Origin of the sequence: Pseudoduganella buxea (assembly GCF_009720835.1) — a bacterium.
Classification (GTDB): domain Bacteria; phylum Pseudomonadota; class Gammaproteobacteria; order Burkholderiales; family Burkholderiaceae_D; genus Rugamonas; species Rugamonas buxea.
In genome coordinates this window covers 12,208-28,558 of the sequence record NZ_WNKZ01000008.1, presented here as the reverse complement: position 1 = coordinate 28,558, position 16,351 = coordinate 12,208, and the positions used below count along the sequence as shown (strand labels likewise).

16 protein-coding genes and 1 tRNA gene are annotated in these 16,351 nt (G+C 65.0%); 8 read left to right on the top strand and 9 right to left on the bottom strand.

What is annotated here, in order from left to right; translation table 11 throughout:
- Positions 1–4: 4 nt before the first annotated feature.
- From GM672_RS04860 to purN, 3 genes are read right to left on the bottom strand one after another with little or no spacing between them, the layout of a single operon-like run.
- On the bottom strand, positions 5–1,327 hold the full coding sequence (locus GM672_RS04860; RefSeq protein WP_155469399.1) for a mechanosensitive ion channel family protein: 1,323 nt from the start codon (positions 1,325–1,327) through the stop codon (positions 5–7).
- Complete coding sequence (locus tag GM672_RS04855; RefSeq protein ID WP_155469398.1) at positions 1,327–2,628, bottom strand: RsmB/NOP family class I SAM-dependent RNA methyltransferase; 1,302 nt, start codon at positions 2,626–2,628, stop codon at positions 1,327–1,329. Before GM672_RS04855 ends, GM672_RS04860 begins: the two co-directional genes overlap by 1 nt.
- A gap of 24 nt (positions 2,629–2,652) precedes the next feature.
- The gene (purN, locus tag GM672_RS04850) at positions 2,653–3,276 is read right to left on the bottom strand and encodes a phosphoribosylglycinamide formyltransferase (RefSeq protein WP_155469397.1); all 624 of its coding nucleotides are present in this window, start codon (positions 3,274–3,276) and stop codon (positions 2,653–2,655) included.
- Between purN and GM672_RS04845 the strand changes: the two genes are divergently transcribed.
- Positions 3,260–3,406, top strand: coding sequence for a hypothetical protein (locus GM672_RS04845; protein ID WP_155469396.1), 147 nt, complete (start codon positions 3,260–3,262; stop codon positions 3,404–3,406). The genes purN and GM672_RS04845 overlap by 17 nt on opposite strands.
- On the opposite strand, the gene GM672_RS04840 is transcribed toward GM672_RS04845, so the two are convergent.
- Positions 3,391–3,789, bottom strand: coding sequence for a barstar family protein (locus GM672_RS04840; RefSeq protein WP_155469395.1), 399 nt, complete (start codon positions 3,787–3,789; stop codon positions 3,391–3,393). The genes GM672_RS04845 and GM672_RS04840 overlap by 16 nt on opposite strands.
- Before the next feature lie 439 nt (positions 3,790–4,228).
- Between GM672_RS04840 and GM672_RS04835 the strand changes: the two genes are divergently transcribed.
- From GM672_RS04835 to GM672_RS29125, 5 genes are all read left to right on the top strand, one after another.
- A complete protein-coding gene (locus GM672_RS04835) occupies positions 4,229–4,738 on the top strand; it encodes a glycine zipper 2TM domain-containing protein (protein ID WP_155469394.1) in 510 nt (169 codons plus the stop codon).
- A 123-nt stretch (positions 4,739–4,861) separates the two neighbouring features.
- Positions 4,862–5,665, top strand: a complete 804-nt coding sequence (locus GM672_RS04830; RefSeq protein ID WP_155469393.1) for a spermine/spermidine synthase domain-containing protein — start codon at positions 4,862–4,864, stop codon at positions 5,663–5,665.
- An 11-nt stretch (positions 5,666–5,676) separates the two neighbouring features.
- Positions 5,677–7,446, top strand: coding sequence for a type IV pilus assembly ATPase TfpB (tfpB, locus tag GM672_RS04825; RefSeq protein ID WP_155469392.1), 1,770 nt, complete (start codon positions 5,677–5,679; stop codon positions 7,444–7,446).
- 61 nt (positions 7,447–7,507) lie between these two features.
- Positions 7,508–7,583, top strand: a tRNA-Lys gene (locus tag GM672_RS04820).
- A 404-nt stretch (positions 7,584–7,987) separates the two neighbouring features.
- Positions 7,988–8,710: a PEP-CTERM sorting domain-containing protein gene (locus GM672_RS29125; protein ID WP_229417555.1), complete on the top strand. Its 723-nt coding sequence runs from the start codon at positions 7,988–7,990 to the stop codon at positions 8,708–8,710.
- Positions 8,711–8,738: 28 nt separating this feature from the next.
- On the opposite strand, the gene GM672_RS04810 is transcribed toward GM672_RS29125, so the two are convergent.
- Positions 8,739–9,500 carry a hypothetical protein gene (locus tag GM672_RS04810; protein ID WP_155469391.1) on the bottom strand — a complete coding sequence of 254 codons (762 nt, stop codon included), beginning with the start codon at positions 9,498–9,500 and terminating at the stop codon, positions 8,739–8,741.
- 63 nt (positions 9,501–9,563) lie between these two features.
- The gene (locus GM672_RS04805) at positions 9,564–10,712 is read right to left on the bottom strand and encodes an acyltransferase family protein (protein WP_371867028.1); all 1,149 of its coding nucleotides are present in this window, start codon (positions 10,710–10,712) and stop codon (positions 9,564–9,566) included.
- Positions 10,713–10,886: 174 nt separating this feature from the next.
- Between GM672_RS04805 and GM672_RS04800 the strand changes: the two genes are divergently transcribed.
- Complete coding sequence (locus GM672_RS04800; RefSeq protein WP_155469390.1) at positions 10,887–11,423, top strand: hypothetical protein; 537 nt, start codon at positions 10,887–10,889, stop codon at positions 11,421–11,423.
- Positions 11,424–11,442: 19 nt separating this feature from the next.
- On the opposite strand, the gene GM672_RS04795 is transcribed toward GM672_RS04800, so the two are convergent.
- Both GM672_RS04795 and GM672_RS04790 read right to left on the bottom strand, forming a co-directional pair.
- Entirely contained in the window at positions 11,443–12,291 is an 849-nt protein-coding gene (locus GM672_RS04795; protein ID WP_155469389.1) for a PhzF family phenazine biosynthesis protein, read from the bottom strand.
- A 97-nt stretch (positions 12,292–12,388) separates the two neighbouring features.
- Positions 12,389–14,572 (bottom strand): metallophosphoesterase family protein, encoded by a 2,184-nt coding sequence (locus tag GM672_RS04790; protein WP_211517332.1) that lies wholly within the window; start codon positions 14,570–14,572, stop codon positions 12,389–12,391.
- A gap of 240 nt (positions 14,573–14,812) precedes the next feature.
- Between GM672_RS04790 and GM672_RS04785 the strand changes: the two genes are divergently transcribed.
- Positions 14,813–15,271 (top strand): hypothetical protein, encoded by a 459-nt coding sequence (locus GM672_RS04785; RefSeq protein WP_155469388.1) that lies wholly within the window; start codon positions 14,813–14,815, stop codon positions 15,269–15,271.
- A gap of 35 nt (positions 15,272–15,306) precedes the next feature.
- On the opposite strand, the gene gcvA is transcribed toward GM672_RS04785, so the two are convergent.
- Positions 15,307–16,341 carry a transcriptional regulator GcvA gene (gene gcvA / locus GM672_RS04780; RefSeq protein ID WP_229427682.1) on the bottom strand — a complete coding sequence of 345 codons (1,035 nt, stop codon included), beginning with the start codon at positions 16,339–16,341 and terminating at the stop codon, positions 15,307–15,309.
- Positions 16,342–16,351 lie beyond the last annotated feature (10 nt).

Below are 16,351 nucleotides of genomic sequence, written 5' to 3'. Positions count from 1 at the left end.
TTCGTTACCGCGAATCCGCCTCGGGCCGAACGTCCGGCAATGGCAGCGACCCCAGGATGCGCATTTCCCGTTGAGGAAACGGTACGGATATCTGGTGATCCTTCAATGCTTTCCAGATGGCCCGGTTCACATCCGACGTTACCCCGCCCCTGCCGTTTTCCGGGTCGCTGATCCAGAAACCCACTTGCAGCTCGAGACCGTCGGCGCCGAAGTTCAGCAAGGTTGCCGCAGGCGGCCGTTCCGTCAGGACCCGAGGTACTGAAGCTGCGGCCTCTTCCAGTAATTTCAATGCAAAGTCCACGTCGGTGTCGTACGCAACCGACACTTTCGTCCCGATCCACACGAATTTGCTCGTCAGCGAGGAGTTCTGCACGGCGCCCGACACCAGCATTTCGTTCGGCACGATGGACTCGATGCCGTCCAGGCCCTGCAGCACCGTGTAGCGGGTGTTGATGCGCGCCACCCTGCCGCTGTACTTGTCGACGGTGATCATGTCGCCGATGGCCAGGCTGCGGTCGAGCAGGATGACAAAGCCGGACACGTAGTTGCTGGCGATCTTCTGCAAACCCAGGCCCAGGCCGACGCCGAGGGCACCGCCGAACACGGAGAGCACGGTCAGGTCGATGCCCACCATGTTCAGGCTCAGCAGCACGGCGACGACGATCAGCAGGGCCCGGCCCGTGCGTGCCAGCACGACGCGCAAATTCGAGTGCAGGGTCTCGACATGCATCAGGCGCTCTTCCAGCGCCGCGCCGGCCCACATCGCCAGCACCAGCATGATGACGACGGAAACGATGGCTTGCAGGATTTCCGCCACCGTCACCTTGTTCTTGCCCATGTGCAGCACCAGGCTGTCCAGGTAACGGTAGATATCGTCCCAGTAGCCCGTGATGTACAGGGCGAACGCCAGCCACACCACCAGCTGGAAGATCTTCTCGAAAGTCAGTACGGCCTCGCCGATCTCGCCCTGGCGGATGAAGACGCGCCGCAGCAGGTAGAACACGAAGCGGATCACGGCCAGCGAGCCGAAGATGGGCAGCGCCAGCTTGATCAGGTTGATATGGTGCCAGCGCGCCAGCACCACCTGCGACAGGGCCAGCAGGCAGACGATGGCCAGCGGCCCGACGACGCGGCCGAAACTTTCCATGCCGAAGCGCCGCACACCCGTTTCCGTGGTGCGGCTGCCGACCCGCGCGCGCAGCAGGCGCGACAGGCCCCAGCCGATCAGGACGGCGGCGACAATCGCCCCCACCTGCCACATCAGGCCGGGGTCCTGCAGGTCACCGATCAGGTCGTCGAAGAGCTTGGTCAGGCGCAACTGGTTCATTACTCCTCGCCAGCCTCGTCAGCCTCCCGGGCGGGCTTGGCCGCCATCGGCTTGCGTTCGAACACGGCAGCGAAGAACCCGTCCGTCTGGTGCTTGTGCGGCAGCAGCTTCAGGTAGTCGCCCATTTCCAGGTCGATCTTCTGTTCGGCCAGCACCTTGCTCATCGGCACGAGGTCGAAGTCCGGGTGCGAGGCGATGAATTGCTGCGCCACGGCATCGTTCTCTTCGTCCAGCAGGCTGCAGGTGGCGTACACGAGGCGGCCGCCGGCCTTCACCAGGCGGGCGGCACCGTCCAGGATGGCGACCTGCTTGTCATGCATTTCCGCGATGGCGCTTTCCGGCTGGCGCCACTTGACGTCCGGATTGCGGCGCAGGGTGCCCATGCCCGAGCATGGCGCATCGACCAGCACCCGGTCGATCTTGCCGGCCAGGCGCTTGATCTTGGCATCCTTTTCGTGGGCGATGGCGACCGGATGAACGTTCGACAGGCCGGAACGGGCCAGGCGGGGCTTGAGCTTGGCCAGGCGTTTTTCCGACACGTCGAAGGCATACAGGCGGCCCGTGTTGCGCATCTGCGCGCCCATCGCCAGGGTCTTGCCGCCGGCGCCGGCGCAGAAGTCCACCACCATCTCGCCCCGCTTGGCGCCCAGGATCTGGGCCAGCAACTGGCTGCCCTCGTCCTGCACCTCGATGGCGCCTTCCTTGAACAGGGGCAGGTTCTGGATCTGCGGTTTGCGCAGGATGCGCAGGCCCAGCGGCGCGAACGGCGTCGGCACGGCGGCAATCGGCGCCTCGGCCAGTTGCGCGATGACCTTGTCGCGGTCCGCCTTCAGCGCATTGACGCGCAGGTCAAGCGGCGCCGGCGTGTTCAGCGCGTCGGCCAGTACCAGGGTTTCTTCCTCGCCATACTGCGTCACCAGCTTGTCGAACAGCCACTTCGGCAGGTTGCTGCGCATGGATTTGTGCAGCAGCTTGCGGTCGATCTGCTTCATGCGTTCCAGCCACTCCACTTCTTCCGGCGCCAGGCCCGGCAGGGAGTCGACGCCGACGGCATCGGCCATGCCCAGCAGCATCAGCCGGCGCATCGTCGAACCGCCGCCCGCTTCGGAGAAGTCGGTGAAGAAGTTCTTGTTGCGCAGCACGGCGTAAATGCATTCCGCGACGGCGCCGCGCTCGCGGCCGCCCAGGCGGGGATGGTCCTTGAAGTAGCGGGACAGGGTGGTGTCGGCCGGCGCGGAAAAGCGCAAGATCTCGCGCAGTACCTCTTCGGCACTGGCCAGAACAGCTGGTGGCAATCTCATGTGAATCCTGGTATTGAATACAAATTAATGGGTGGGGCGGGGATGGTGCGGGCCGTAAACCTGGCCGTCCTCGACTTGCAGTTTATCCTCGATAAACCAGCGTATGGCGCGCGGGTACAGCACGTGTTCCTGTTCCAGCACGCGCGCCGACAGGGTCTGGGCGGTGTCGCCCGGCAAGACCGGCACGGCCACCTGGTCGACCATCGGACCGTGGTCCAGCTCGGCCGTAACGAAGTGCACGGTGGCGCCATGCTGGGCATGGCCGGCCGCCAGGGCTGCTTCGTGCGTGTGCAGGCCGGGAAAATGGGGCAGCAGCGACGGGTGGATATTGAGCATCCGGCCGGCGTAACGTTCAACGAAACCGGGGGTCAGGATACGCATGAAACCGGCCAGCACCACCAGGTCCGGCGCGAACGCATCGATGGCCTCTGCCAGCGCGGCATCGAAGGCCTCGCGGCTGGCATAATCCTTGTTCGGCACCACGGCCGTGGCAATGCCATGGGCGGCGGCAAATTCCAGGCCCTTGGCGTCGGCACGGTTGCTGATGACGGCGGCAATCCGGGCCGGCCACTGTTCGGCCTGGGCCGCGCGGACCACCGCTTCCATATTGCTGCCGCGTCCGGAAATGAGGATGACGATGTTTTTCATGGCCGCCATTGTACCTGTTGCCGCAGAGCAGACCAAGAACAGCGACCCGTCACGGCAGGAATATGCTGCGCTGCAGCAGGCCTGCGCGGGCGCCGGCGGTGAGGAAAAAAGCGCTTACTCGAAGGAGTAGAATACCCGGAACGGGACCTTCTTCTCGGCCCAGTAGTCGGCCGCGTCGCGGAACACGTCGAGCAGGGTTTCACGCGCTTCGCGGTCGAATTTCTGGGTATTGGGCAGTTGTTCCAGCACGATCAGGAAACCCGTCTGCGGGCCGGCCTTGAACATGGTCTCCGTCAAGGTCTCGCGCAGCGCATCGAAATTCTTGCCGCAGGGCTTGGGCAGTTTGAACGATTCCGCGATGATCCCCAGGACTTGCTGCTTGGTCAAACCAGCATTGCAATGTGCATACAGAAAATGCTGACCCAGGCGGCCGGCCTCCTCTTGCAGTTCAGTGACACGGAAGGCCCTGATGGACTGAACAAGGTTGGGCGGCACGGTTAAGAACAAACTCATTTTTCCCTCAAATCGACCTATTTATGTAAGGTTGGTTTCAGCGCAGGCACCTGTACAAATACAAGACATTGCAAAATGCGAGACATTGCGACATTCCTTCGGGCAGAAAAGTTTCTTTAAGTCAATTCGAGCCCTAAGCTATAAGGGTAACGTGTTGTCCAGCATGAATCAACTCGAATGTGGTTCTGCACGCAAGATTTGTTAAAAAGGGGTCATCTTCAGTTCAATTTAAGCGTGATTGACGAAAATTTCGCCCTTGGCTGCATCAAGGCCCTTTCCCGGCCGCCGTGACGGCGGTACTGCGGGGCGTTACAAATTGTTGCCATCCGGGTCGTCGCCCGGGCGGGTGCCGGCGTTACTATAACGGTGTGCGATTCGCCTTGCGGTCGAAGCGCCACCCGGACAATCGAGCAGTACACCCAATAACGAGGTATCCCAAATGAAGCTGCAAGCCCATCTGCTGTTAGCGGCCATGGTGGTCGGCGCCGTGCCTGCCGTCCAGGCTGCCGATTTCGAAGATTTCGGCCGTGTCGTACGCGTGACCCCGCAGGTCGAACGCTACAACCGGCCCCGCGAGGAATGCCGGACCGAGTATGTGCAGGTCCAGCAGCAGCCCCAGCGCAGCGCCGGGGGCTCGATCATCGGCGGCGTGGCCGGTGCCCTGCTGGGCAGCAATATCGGCAGCGGCAGCGGCCGTACCGCGGCCACGGCGGCCGGCGCGATTGCCGGCGCCATCGCGGGCGACCGCATCGGCAACCAGAACGTGCCGGCGCCCGGTGTGCAGGAACAGGCCGTGCGCCAGTGCCGCATGGTCGACAGCTGGGAATCGCGCACCAACGGCTACGAGGTGGTGTATGACTACCGCGGCCGCAATTACACGAGCATCATGTCGTACGACCCGGGCGAACGGGTGCGGCTGCGCGTGTCGATCGAGCCGATGACCAACTGATCCGGCCCTGCCCTGGCCCGACTGCCGGTTCGATGCCGGCAGTTTTCATTTGTGCGCTTGCTACGTGGCAAGCAAGCACGGGATAATGGCTTACTTCGTGCTTCACCCTTGCCACCTATCCCCATGCTGATCAAACGTAAATCCATCGAAAAAGAAGAATCGTCCCGCCCGGCCAACAAGCCGCCGCCGGCACCGCGCAAGCCGCGCTATGCGCCGGTGACACTGTCGGAACAGGATGGCGTGCGTTACCTGCACTTCGGAACGGAATGGGTGCAGGGCGCCATGCGCATCCGCAAACCCGACTGGCCAGAGCTGGAATACGCACAGCAGATGATGGCGTGGATGCTGTGGCAGGACGCGCCCCGCGCCATCGCCCAGCTGGGCCTGGGCACGGCCGCGCTGACGAAGTTCTGCTACAGGACCTTCCCCGCAGCACAAGTGACGGCGGTGGAACTGAACCCGCACGTCATCGCGATCTGCCAGTCCATGTTCAAGCTGCCCGACAACGACGAGCGCCTGCACGTGCTGGAGATGGACGCGCTCGACTTCGTCAACGACCCGGCCCGCCACGGCACCCTCGATGCGCTGCAGGTCGACCTGTACGACGCCACCGCGCGCGGCCCCGTGCTGGACACGCCGGAGTTCTACCAGGCGTGCGCGGCCTGCCTGGACGACGGCGGCATCATGACGGTCAACCTGTTTGGCGATCACCCCAGCTATGCGAAGAACCTGAAGGCGATGAAGTTCGCGTTCGCGCAAGTGATCAGCCTGCCGCAAGTCCATGATGGCAACGTCGTTGCGATCGCGTTCAAGACGGCCCGCGCCATCGACCCGGCCCTGCTGGCCGCACGGGCCGCGCGCATCGTGACCGAAACCAAGTTGCCGGCCAAGTCCTGGGTCAAGGGCGTGCTGGCCAGCGACACCTGACGAAAGCCGCCATGCCCGCTTCCCTCGACCTGCAACAGATCTTCACGTGGCTGCTGGCCGACGGCATGGTCGAGAAAGCCCACGTCAAGGCCCACTTCACCCAGGCCCAGGGTATCCTGCGCAACACGGCCGGCTCGATGCACCCGCTGTGCGCCGTGGCCCACTGCAAGCTGGTGTCGACCCGGGCGCCGCACCGGCTGCTGACCCTGGACCTGCTGACGGAATGGCTGGCCAACCGCGTCAACCTGCCCCTGTACCGCATCGATCCGCTGAAGGTCGATTTCACCCGCGTGGCCGACGTGATGTCGGCCAGCTACGCGGCGCGCTTCAATATCCTGCCCGTCGAAATCGCTGCCGACACGCTGACCGTGGCGACGGCCGACCCGTTCGCGCTGGAATGGGAAACGGAGATCGCCCGCATCTCGCGCCGCTCGATCCGCCGCGTGATCGCCAACCCGCTCGACATCGCCCAGTACACGTCGCAGTTCTTCACCCTGGCCAAGTCGATCCGCGACGCCAACAAGTCGACCGGCCAGGACCTGGCGCTGCGCAACAACTTCGAGCAGCTGGTCGAGATGGGCAAGAGCAACCGGCAGGTCGACGCCAACGACCAGCACGTGATCAATATCGTCGACTGGCTGTGGCAGTACGCGTTCGAGCAGCGCGCCTCGGACATCCACCTGGAACCGAAGCGCGACATCGGCAACATCCGCTTCCGCATCGACGGGGTGCTGCACCAGGTCTACCAGGTGCCGGCCGTCGTCATGATCGCCATGACGGCGCGCATCAAGCTGCTGGGGCGGATGGACGTCATCGAAAAGCGCCGGCCGCAGGATGGCCGCATCAAGACGCGCACGGCCGGCGGCCAGGAAATCGAGCTGCGCCTGTCGACCCTGCCCACGGCCTTCGGCGAAAAGCTCGTGATGCGCATCTTCGACCCGGAAGTGGTCGTCAAGACCCTGCCGGAACTGGGCTTCCCGCCGGACGACGCGGCGCGCTGGGATGCGCTGACGAAGCGCCCGCACGGCATCATCCTCGTCACGGGACCGACCGGCTCGGGCAAGACCACGACCCTGTACACGACCTTGAAAGCGCTGGCGACGTCGGAAGTGAACGTGTGCACGGTGGAAGACCCGATCGAGATGGTGGAAGCGTCGTTCAACCAGATGCAGGTGCAGCCGGGCATCGACCTGTCGTTTGCCGATGGCGTGCGCGCGCTGATGCGCCAGGATCCGGACATCATCATGGTGGGCGAGATCCGCGACCTGGCCACGGCGGAAATGGCGATCCAGGCCGCGCTGACGGGCCACCTGGTGCTGTCGACGCTGCACACCAACGACGCGCCGTCGGCCGTCATGCGCCTGCTGGAACTGGGCGTGCCCTACTACCTGCTGGAAGCGACGGTGATCGGCATCATGGCGCAGCGCCTGGTGCGTACCCTGTGCCCGGAATGCAAGACGCCGGACGGCGACATCGCCGACGAAATCTGGAGCGGCATCGGCGGCGCGTGGAATATCCCGAAACCGGCCACGGTCTACCGCCCGGCCGGCTGTCCGGAATGCCGCAGCACGGGCTACCGGGGCCGCACCGGCATCTACGAACTGCTGACGGTGACACCCGCCCTTAACGAGCTGATCGAGGAAGAAACGGATATCGGCGCGCTGCGCCGCCAGGCCATCGCCGACGGCATGCGGCCCTTGCGCATTGCCGGCGCATACAAGATCGTCGACGGCACGACGACGGCCGAGGAAGTGCTGAAGGCGACGGCCTCGCTGGCATAGAAAAAATGTCGCGCCGGCCCTTGCAGCGTGCAATCGCCGTGTATATAATACGGCCTCTTTCGGGTCGTTAGCTCAGCTGGTAGAGCAGCGGACTTTTAATCCGTTGGTCGCAGGTTCGAATCCCGCACGGCCTACCACGAATAGATCAGAAAAGCCAACCGCTCGCGGTTGGCTTTTCTGTTTTCCGCGTCCGGCGATTCTTCGCTGAGTCGTCCTTGCCCGCACTCAATACCCTCACGCGGCGTTTTTCTACACTGCTGAAACGGCCTTCGATGCCGGAATCAACCTGGGAGAGATCGGCATGCGTGCAAAACTGAAGCAGCATATTCTTATTTTCGGCGCCCTAATCATTTCCGGATATTTTGCCGGCCTTGCCATCGGCAAGGCGTTTGCCGATATGTGCGGCTGATTCCAGCTTGTCCGATGCAATTCGACGCGGACGGCACAATCCGTCCGCGTGAAACTTTTACGACAAAATATCTTCTCAAAAAAACAAGTGTTGGCGTTAGCATAGCGGTCTCATCAACTCCATGGAGTTTTCATGAAACTGCTTGCCCTTGCCGCCGTCCTGTCCCTTCCCCTTGCTGTCCACGCCGAATCGACTGCCACTGCCCAGCTAAACAACTTCCGTGTCGAAGTGATCGACCTGGACTTGAACGACGGCATCCAGGCCGCGCTGACCCTGACCGATTCGGGCACGCTGCTGGCCGCCGGCTACTATCCGGACCTGGGTACCCTGCCCGACCCCGTGCAATACGCGACCGATGGCACGGCGCAGATCATCGTGCAGCAAGGCTATTCCACCGCCACCCTGGATGGCGCCAACGTCAATGCCAGCGCCACCTTTACCGGCAGCCAGGGTGAAGTCTTTGCCCAGGCCCTGGGCGGCCACCAGTTCACGCTGACGGCCAATACCCAGCTCGTGCTGCGGGGCGACGCCGGCGTGACGGCCACGTTCGACGCATCCCGCTACGGCTTCAGCCACGCGATGACCTTCATCAGCTATACCGGTGCGGATGGTTCCGAAGTCTTGCTGAGCGACGTCATCGCCAGCACCAATGCCGACAGCATCGACCGCGAGCTGTCCGTTACGTTCTCGACCGGCGGCCAGTCCGTCAGCGGTAACTATGGCTACCTGGTGGGCGCCATCGGCACCGTCAGCGCCGTGCCGGAGCCATCGACGTACGCGATGCTGGCGCTGGGCCTGGCAGGCATCGGCTTGCAGGCGCGCCGCAAGCGCGCGGTGAAGCAAGCAGGTAAGTAAGCACTGAAGTAAGCAATGAAGTAAGCGGCTATTGGGCGCGCGCCAGCCGGCGCGTCACCAGCTGCACCGCGAGCGCGCAGCCGAAGGCCATGGCGAACGCCGGGCCTGCCGCTTGTGTGCGCAGTGCCGTCGCCAGCACGGTGCAGAACACGGCAAAGGCGAAATATCCCGTTACCATCCCGCGCAACAGCTTGACGGCAAACGCGGGGCCCGACTGCACGTGCGAGAAACCCACCAGCACCGTGCTCATTACGGGGAACATGGCGAAGAAGCCTGCCAGGCGCGGGCCCAGCCGGGTCGCGCCATACGTCACCGCCAGCACCAGCAGGGCCGCGGCCAGCATGCGCCACGGGAGGTCCGAACCGGCGGCACGGCCTGGCGCGGCCTCCTGTGCGGGCGGCATCAGCCTGGGCGTGAGCAGCAGCGCGCCGATGACGGCGACGAAACTGACGGCCAGCGGCAGTTCCAGCAGCCGCAATCCCGCCACGGCGACGGCGTAGGCGCCCAGCGCGCACGCCATCGCACCCCACATCGCCAGCCGCGCGGCGGCCCACGCATACACGACGGTGAACACGAGGATCGCCAGCACCGCCATCAAGGTACCTTCGGCGGCCGTGGCTGCGAAGGGTGCGCCCTGCTCCAGGGTCAAGGCCAGCAGGATGGGACCGGCGACGATGGGAAAGGCCGACATCCAGCCCGCCACGGCCGGCCCCCAGCGCCGGCCGGCCAGGGTCACGGCGTAGATCAGCAGGGGCACCAGGGTCAGTTTCAGCAGCAGGATGGCAGGCATGCGGGTGCGCTATCGTCAAAAGCGGCGATAGTAACATGGCAACTTCTCGCCGTGACAAGCATGTCAGCGGGCGACGACGAGACGCTCGGTCCGGGCCGGACGCGCGACGAACTGTCCGGCCAGGCCGCCGATGAAGCGGCCCAGCGGCAGCTCGATCCAGCGGTGGAAGGCGGCACCGCCGGCCAGGCTGGCGGCCCACGCCAGCAGCACGCCCACGGCCTGGGCCGCCGGTTCGTCCGGCACGAAGCGGGTAAAGGCCGCGTTCACCACCAGGCAGATGGAAAAGTGCACGAGGAAGACGGCATACGAGATCCTGCCAAGGCCATTGACGACGGACCAGGCCGGCCCCGAGGCGGCCGTGCGGGTGCGGCCGAACAGGACCAGCACGAGCGCCACCAGCACGGCCAGCGCGATGCGGCTGCGATATTCCACGGCCAGCGCTGCCAGCGCGGGCACCAGCAGCAGGGCCAGCAGCGCGGCCACGGCGGCCGGATGACGGCAGCGGTCGCCGGCCCACCAGGCCAGCACGCCCATGCCATAGCTGCCGAAGAAGTACGGTGCCCAGTTGTCCCAATCCGCGTCGAGGTTGAAGTGCAGCAGCGACAGCGCCATGCCCGCTGCCACGGCCACCGGCATCAGCCAGGTCCGGGCGCGGGCGCCGGCCGGCGTGCCGCCCAGCCACAACAGCAGCACCATCACGGCATACAACTGGAAGTCGATGGCCACGTACCACGCTCCCGCCGACAGCGACTCGTAGCCCAGCACGCCGTGCAGCAGCAGCGCGTGCGCGCTCAGCTGGCTGATGGTGGCCGGGGCCGACAGGGAATCGTGCGTCATCCAGCCGGCCGCCCACTGCGTGGCCACGGCGGCCAGCAGGGTGGCGGCCAGGAAGGGCGGGGCCAGCTTCACATAGCGCCGCCCGATTGCCGCCAGCGGTCGCGCCAGTCCGGGCCAGCCCGCCGGGCTCAAGGACTTGGCGGCCAGGAAGCCGCCGATGACGAGGAAGACCTGCACGGCGATGCGGGCGCTGTCGCCCAGCCAGTCGATCAGCTCGGGCCACAGGGGCCGCGCCCGGTCGGCCATCGGTCCATAGAACGCCAGGTGGTGCAGCACGATCAGTTGCGCCGCCCCTGCCTTCAGTAAATTGATCAAGCCAAACTGACTTCCCTGCCCCGCTGCCGGGGCCATGCCTGCCACTGCCGTCATCCACATCCTTCGCCCGCCCTGCCTGCCGGCATGACGAATTATCAACAGGGCGGGATCATAGCCGAGTTGACGCTCCGGTGGCGCATGGAATGAGAGAACGGCACCGGCCGTGACATTCGGAGAGACTTGCAAGGCACTGCCCTTGCTAACATTGGCATTCTTGCAAAACGGAGACCGACAGTGGCAAATCGCGCTATCTTGCTGGGCCTGGACCAGGATTTTTTCGAAGACGAGGAAGTGAAACTGCACGAACTGGCGGAGCGCAACTACGCCATTCCCCTGCTGTGGCTGATGCTGTTCCGGCCCGGCGACGTGCGCATGTACCACGACATTCCCCTGCTGCTGGCGTCGCGCGAAGCGGCGCTGGCCAACCTGGCGCGCAGCGCGCCCGCCGTGACGGCCTTCCTCGGCCCCGGCAGCGCCGGATTGGTGCAGCAATGGTGCGAATACATCGGCAAGAACAGCTTCGCCAACTACCTGCTCAATACCTACGACCTGAAGATCATGGAAGACGAGGAAGGCCGGTTCCGCACCGAACTGCAGCAGTGGCTGGACGAATTCGCGCAGCTCGCCGACGGTACCGCCACGACGCGGGAACTGGCCGTCGTGACACAGGCCAGCCCCGAGCTGGCGGCCTTCCCTTACACGGGCAGGCCCCTGCCCCTGTGCGGCACGTCGTTCACGCGCTCGATGCCGTGGGAGCGCCGCGCCGCGTAGGCATAGCGCCGGCGCGCGGTCAGGCGATCAGCCGCGCGCTGCCCGACACCTGGACCGGGCTGCCCGGCTCGGGGCCGATATCGACATGCAGGTGGCAGGGCACGCCCATGTCCTCGCCCTGGACGATGTCGATGGCGCCGCCATGCGGCCAGCCGCCGTCGCGCAGGTAGCCGGCCAGTGCGGCCGCGCCGGCACCGGTGGCCGGGTCCTCATAGACGCCGCCGGAAGCAAACGGGTTACGCGCATGGAAGCGCTGCGCGCCTTCCGCATGCACGATGACGATGGTGGCGAAGCCCTCGCGCCGCATCAGCGTGCGGCCGGCGTCGAGGTCGTAGCGCATGGCCGCAAGAAGCTCGCGCGACTTCAAGGCAATGACCAGGTGGCCGGCGCCGCCATTGGCCAGCGCCGGCGGCAGGCGTGGATCGAGATCGGCCGCCGTATAGCCGAACAGCGCCAGCGCCTCGTCGACCAGCGCCTGTGGCGCCGGTCCGCTCGACGTCGGCGGCGACTGCAAGGTGGCGGCAATGGTGTCGCCCCGGCGTGCGCCGCGCACGGCAATTTCGGCATGGTTCGTGGTGAGCCGATAGCTGCCGTCGCCGTGCTTCAATGCCAGCACGGCGCCCAGCGCGATGGTCGCATGGCCGCAGAACGGCACTTCCGACTCGGGCGAGAAATAGCGCACGCGCCAGCCCCCGCCCGCGCCCGCCGGCACGGCGAACACCGTTTCCGAATAACCGACCTGCGCGGCCACGCGGCGCATGTCCGCCTCGTCCGGCATGGCCGTGCCCAGGTACACGCCGGCAGGATTGCCGCCCACGTCGCCGGCGCAAAACGCCGCGACCCGTTCCACTTGTTCGATCATCTGCATCCTCCTTGGCCGGCCAGTATAGCCCGGCCAAGGAGCAATGTTGCCGCATGCCCGCTGGCAGCCATCGGCGGATTCGGTGTCTGCCACCGGCTGGGCCTCAGTTGAAGCTCAACGCGGCGCTGTTGGCGTTGCTGACCTTCTTGCCCTTCAGGTCGATCGTGAAGTGCTCGCTGGGCTTGGCCGAGCCCAGACCCTTGAGGATGCCGAAGACCTGCTTGAACTGGTTCTGGAACGGTACGCCGACGGGATTCTGGTCGGACAGCTTGTCGCCGGCCCTGGCGACGGCGGCGGGATTGGCCGGGAACGCGGCCATCAGCACCTTGTACTGGGCGACGCGGTCGGTGCCCATGTCGCGCAGGGCCAGTTCCCCGGCGTAGACGGTGCGGTGGAAGTCGCCGTAGAAGATGTAGGGCGTGATCCTGGCGAAGTCGTCCAGCTTCAGGCCCGCCTTGGCGGCCAGCGCTTCGGCCCTGGCCGTGGCCTCCAGCCAGTCGGCCTGCAGCTGGCTGGCAGGCACGCCGCCCGTGGCCACCGTGCCTGCGGCCGCGCAGCTTGCCGTGAGCGGCACGATGCCCGGTGCGTCCTTCAGCTGGGCCAGGGTGACCTTCGTCTGCAGCTGCGACAGGATCAGCATCTGCCGGCCGTCCAGGTTCATCGCCGCCTCCTTCATCTCGCACGGCCAGTATTCGTCCATGAAGCGCAGGCGCGACAGCTCGCCGAAGTAGTAGTGCGTGAACTCGCCGTACGAACGCGTGTCGAGGATGGCGCGGTCCCATCGCTTGCCGAGGTCTGCGCTGGCGCTGCTGCCCTGCAGGTAGTCGTATTCGGCCTGGTACAGGGGGAACAGCTCGCTGAAGCGGGCCACGTCCTTCAGGGCCACCGTCTGCACGTCGATCGTGTCCCGGTCCTTGTAGCTGACGATCTTGTACGCGGCGCCGTACACGGCCAGCGAGGGCGACTGCACGTTGACGAAGAAGTTGCCGTTGGCATCGACGACGTCGTTGGTGCCGTTGAAGTGCATGTGGCCGCCCACGTGCATCGGCAGGCCCGTCGCCGCCACCGCCGCCGTGGTGGCGGCATCGGGCACGCGTGCCGTCTGGAAGGCGCCAGGCTTGAACACGGCCTTCATCGCGCCTGTCTGGTTGGCGTAGAAGTCCATCGTCGGGTAGTGCGAGAACGCCATCAGCTGCTTGTTCTCGGCCTTGGCGCGGGCGGCAACCTGTTTGATCCACTCCATCAGGTGCTGCTTGTGCGTGACGACCTTGTTCCAGCCGGCGTTGCCGGCACCGTCGAAGCCCTTGATGTTCTTCGGATTGGCCGGATCGAAATTACCGTTCGGGACGAACACATTACCGTCGATGGCCAGCAGCCACAGGCCCTTGACGGGTTCGACCAGGTAGGAAGAATCGAACATGGCCGTGCATTTCGTGTACGAGCGGCCCAGCTTCGTTTCACCGGCCGCCTTGTAGCTGCCGCCCGAGCCTTCCGCGCAGATCTCGAACTGGCGCTTGTCCAGCGCGCCCTGCGCCACCGCTTCGTCGTAGCTGTATTTGCCACTCGTGTATTTCGAGAACGGCGTCTCCCACAGCACGTCCGCGCGGTTCGGCATGAAGCCGAAGTCGGACAGCTTGGCCACCAGCTTCTCGTAGCCCTGCTCCATCAGCTGGTCCGTGCACACCACCGTCGTGTCCTTGGCCTTGCAGGCGGCATTGCCGGTGGCGTAGACCTTCTGCTCCTTGCCCTCCCTGGTGAGGAAGTCGTTCTTGCCCGCTTCCATGTCGTCGTACGGCTCGTTCGGATCATGGTTGCCCGGCGCCAGGAAGAAGCGCATGCCCTTGGCCTGGTATTCCTTCAGGATGTCGACGATGCCGTCGATATTGATCGGCTGGGCGTCGTCGGAGAAGTCGCCCGGCAGCGCCACATGGCGGATGCCCTTGGCATGGGCGTCGTCCAGCGCGGCGCGGAAGGCAAAGTAGTTTTCGTTGAACAGGCGCGTCGATGTCAGCTGGGCATACATCGTGCGGATGGTGGCGTTCCTGCCGTCCTTCATCGGGATGCCGGCAAACTGGGCGCTCTTGAAGTCGCCGTACACATTCTCGAAGTGCACGTCCGTCATGAAGGCCACGGCCGGCGGCGCGGCCGACACGGGTGGCTGCGGCGCGACCACGGGCGGGGCTGCTTCGCTGCGGTCGTTGTCGCTGCCGCAGGCGGACAGCAGTGCCAGGGCCATCGTGGCGGCAACGCTTGCGGCCAGGGACGACGCGGGGCGGTTCTTGGACATGCACGGACTCCGGAGAAAGACGAAAGCGCCATGCTGCCAGCCGAATTTGACGCCGTGATGACTTGGCTTGCATCGTGCAAGGCCATTGCACGCCTGCTCTTCATGCCACCGGCACGTCGCGCCCACGCATGAGTGCAGCATCGCACCGATCCCGTCCCGCCATCGGCGTATCGTGAAAGCAACCGGACGACGCTTGCAAGCCGGGCGCGTCCGCCACTCACCTTCTCGATTAGGAACCTCATGCAAAAGCACAAAGCAGCCGTACTGGGCGGATTGGTCGCCGGCATCGTCACCACCGCCGTCATGGTCGCGGGCCGCAAGACCGGCTTGATGACCAAGACATTGGACCGCGACGCCGTCGACTGGATCGACCGCACGACCGGGTCGCGCGACGTCATCGGCGACACCGGCACCAGCGTCGTCGAATTCGCCAACCACCTGGGCGCGTCGGCCGCATTCGGCGCCGCCCTGCCGACGCTGCGCGAGTGGGCGCCGAACCTGTCCCCCGTGGCGCTCGGCACGCTGTACGGCACCGCGCTGTACGCCGTCAATATCGCCGGCATTGCGCCGGTCCTCGGCATCACGGAGGGCGAAGTGCAGGCCGGTCCGCGCAAGGCAGCCGAGCGCTGGGCCGTGCACGTGCTGCAGGCCGTCGTCACGGCGATGGTCGCCGAACGGCTTGAGCGGCAGGCCGACTGACCTGCGTGCCAGCGCTCCTCGGGCGCATCGAAGGTTCAGGAAGGCGACAGCACCCCGGGTTCAGCTTGCGCCAGTAGCCATTGCCGGAAGCGCTGGCAGTGCTGGTGCAGCAGGACCGTGCTGTCATACACCAGATGGTAGGCAATCGGCACCTGGGCGGCGGCAGGAAACGCGATGACAAGCTTGCCGCTCGCCAGTTCGTCCTGTACCAGCGACTTGCGTGCCAGGGCCACCCCCAGTCCTGCCACGGCAGCGTCGATCGCGCCGTTCGACGCGACAAAGACCGGGCCCGTGGCAGGGTCGAGGTCGATGCCCGTCGCGCGCAGCCAGATGCGCCAGTCGTCCCGGTGTTCGTCATGCAGCAAGGTGATGGCCCCCATATCTGCAGCCGGATCGGTCGGCGACAGGACAGCGCTGCAAGCGGGCAGCAGTGCGGGACTGCACACGGGATACAGACGATCGTCGATCAATCGCTCCACCTGGAAACCCGCGTAGGCTCCCAACCCATGCCGCACCGCGAAATCGACCTCGTCGACGAGTAAATCGACCAATTTGTTGGTCGTGTTGATCCGCACATCGATATCGGGATGGACCGCCTGGAATTGGGGCAAGCGCGGCAGTAGCCATTGCATGGCAAAACCGGGCGTACAACTGACGGTAACGATCTGCGCTTGCTGCTGCTGCGTGATGCGTTGCGTTGCTTGCTCGATGTGCCGCAGGGCGGGACTGACGGCACGCAGATAGGTCTTTCCGGCCTCCGTCAATTCCATTCCCCGCGAAGTCCTGGCAAACAGTGACAAGCCAAGGATCTCCTCCAGCTTGGCGACCTGCTGACTCACCGCGCCCGCCGTGACATTCAATTCTTCCGCGGCAAGCTTGATGCTCATATGGCGACCCACGACCGCAAAACACAACACGGCATGCAGCGGCGGCATTTTCATGGCGGGTTTAGAAAAACTGGTTTTTTCACAGGAATAGTCGCTTGAACGGGGCTGTATTGGATGATGAAATAACGCCAGCAAAACAGGTTCTTCGCCGCGGTGGATCGGAAACGATACTGCCAGGTTCACCCTTCGTGAG

Bases quoted from the DNA above. Each gene is read 5' to 3' on its own strand.
- GM672_RS04810 (WP_155469391.1), bottom strand. From the start codon at position 9,500: ATGCCTGCCATCCTGCTGCTGAAACTGACCCTGGTGCCCCTGCTGATC.
- GM672_RS04830 (WP_155469393.1), top strand. From the start codon at position 4,862: ATGCTGATCAAACGTAAATCCATCGAAAAAGAAGAATCGTCCCGCCCG.
- GM672_RS04795 (WP_155469389.1), bottom strand. From the start codon at position 12,291: ATGCAGATGATCGAACAAGTGGAACGGGTCGCGGCGTTTTGCGCCGGC.
- GM672_RS04855 (WP_155469398.1), bottom strand. From the start codon at position 2,628: ATGAGATTGCCACCAGCTGTTCTGGCCAGTGCCGAAGAGGTACTGCGC.
- GM672_RS04860 (WP_155469399.1), bottom strand. From the start codon at position 1,327: ATGAACCAGTTGCGCCTGACCAAGCTCTTCGACGACCTGATCGGTGAC.
- GM672_RS29125 (WP_229417555.1), top strand. From the start codon at position 7,988: ATGAAACTGCTTGCCCTTGCCGCCGTCCTGTCCCTTCCCCTTGCTGTC.
- GM672_RS04840 (WP_155469395.1), bottom strand. From the start codon at position 3,789: ATGAGTTTGTTCTTAACCGTGCCGCCCAACCTTGTTCAGTCCATCAGG.
- GM672_RS04805 (WP_371867028.1), bottom strand. From the start codon at position 10,712: ATGTGGATGACGGCAGTGGCAGGCATGGCCCCGGCAGCGGGGCAGGGA.
- GM672_RS04790 (WP_211517332.1), bottom strand. From the start codon at position 14,572: ATGTCCAAGAACCGCCCCGCGTCGTCCCTGGCCGCAAGCGTTGCCGCC.
- tfpB (WP_155469392.1), top strand. From the start codon at position 5,677: ATGCCCGCTTCCCTCGACCTGCAACAGATCTTCACGTGGCTGCTGGCC.
- GM672_RS04835 (WP_155469394.1), top strand. From the start codon at position 4,229: ATGAAGCTGCAAGCCCATCTGCTGTTAGCGGCCATGGTGGTCGGCGCC.
- GM672_RS04845 (WP_155469396.1), top strand. From the start codon at position 3,260: ATGACGATGTTTTTCATGGCCGCCATTGTACCTGTTGCCGCAGAGCAG.
- purN (WP_155469397.1), bottom strand. From the start codon at position 3,276: ATGAAAAACATCGTCATCCTCATTTCCGGACGCGGCAGCAATATGGAA.
- GM672_RS04785 (WP_155469388.1), top strand. From the start codon at position 14,813: ATGCAAAAGCACAAAGCAGCCGTACTGGGCGGATTGGTCGCCGGCATC.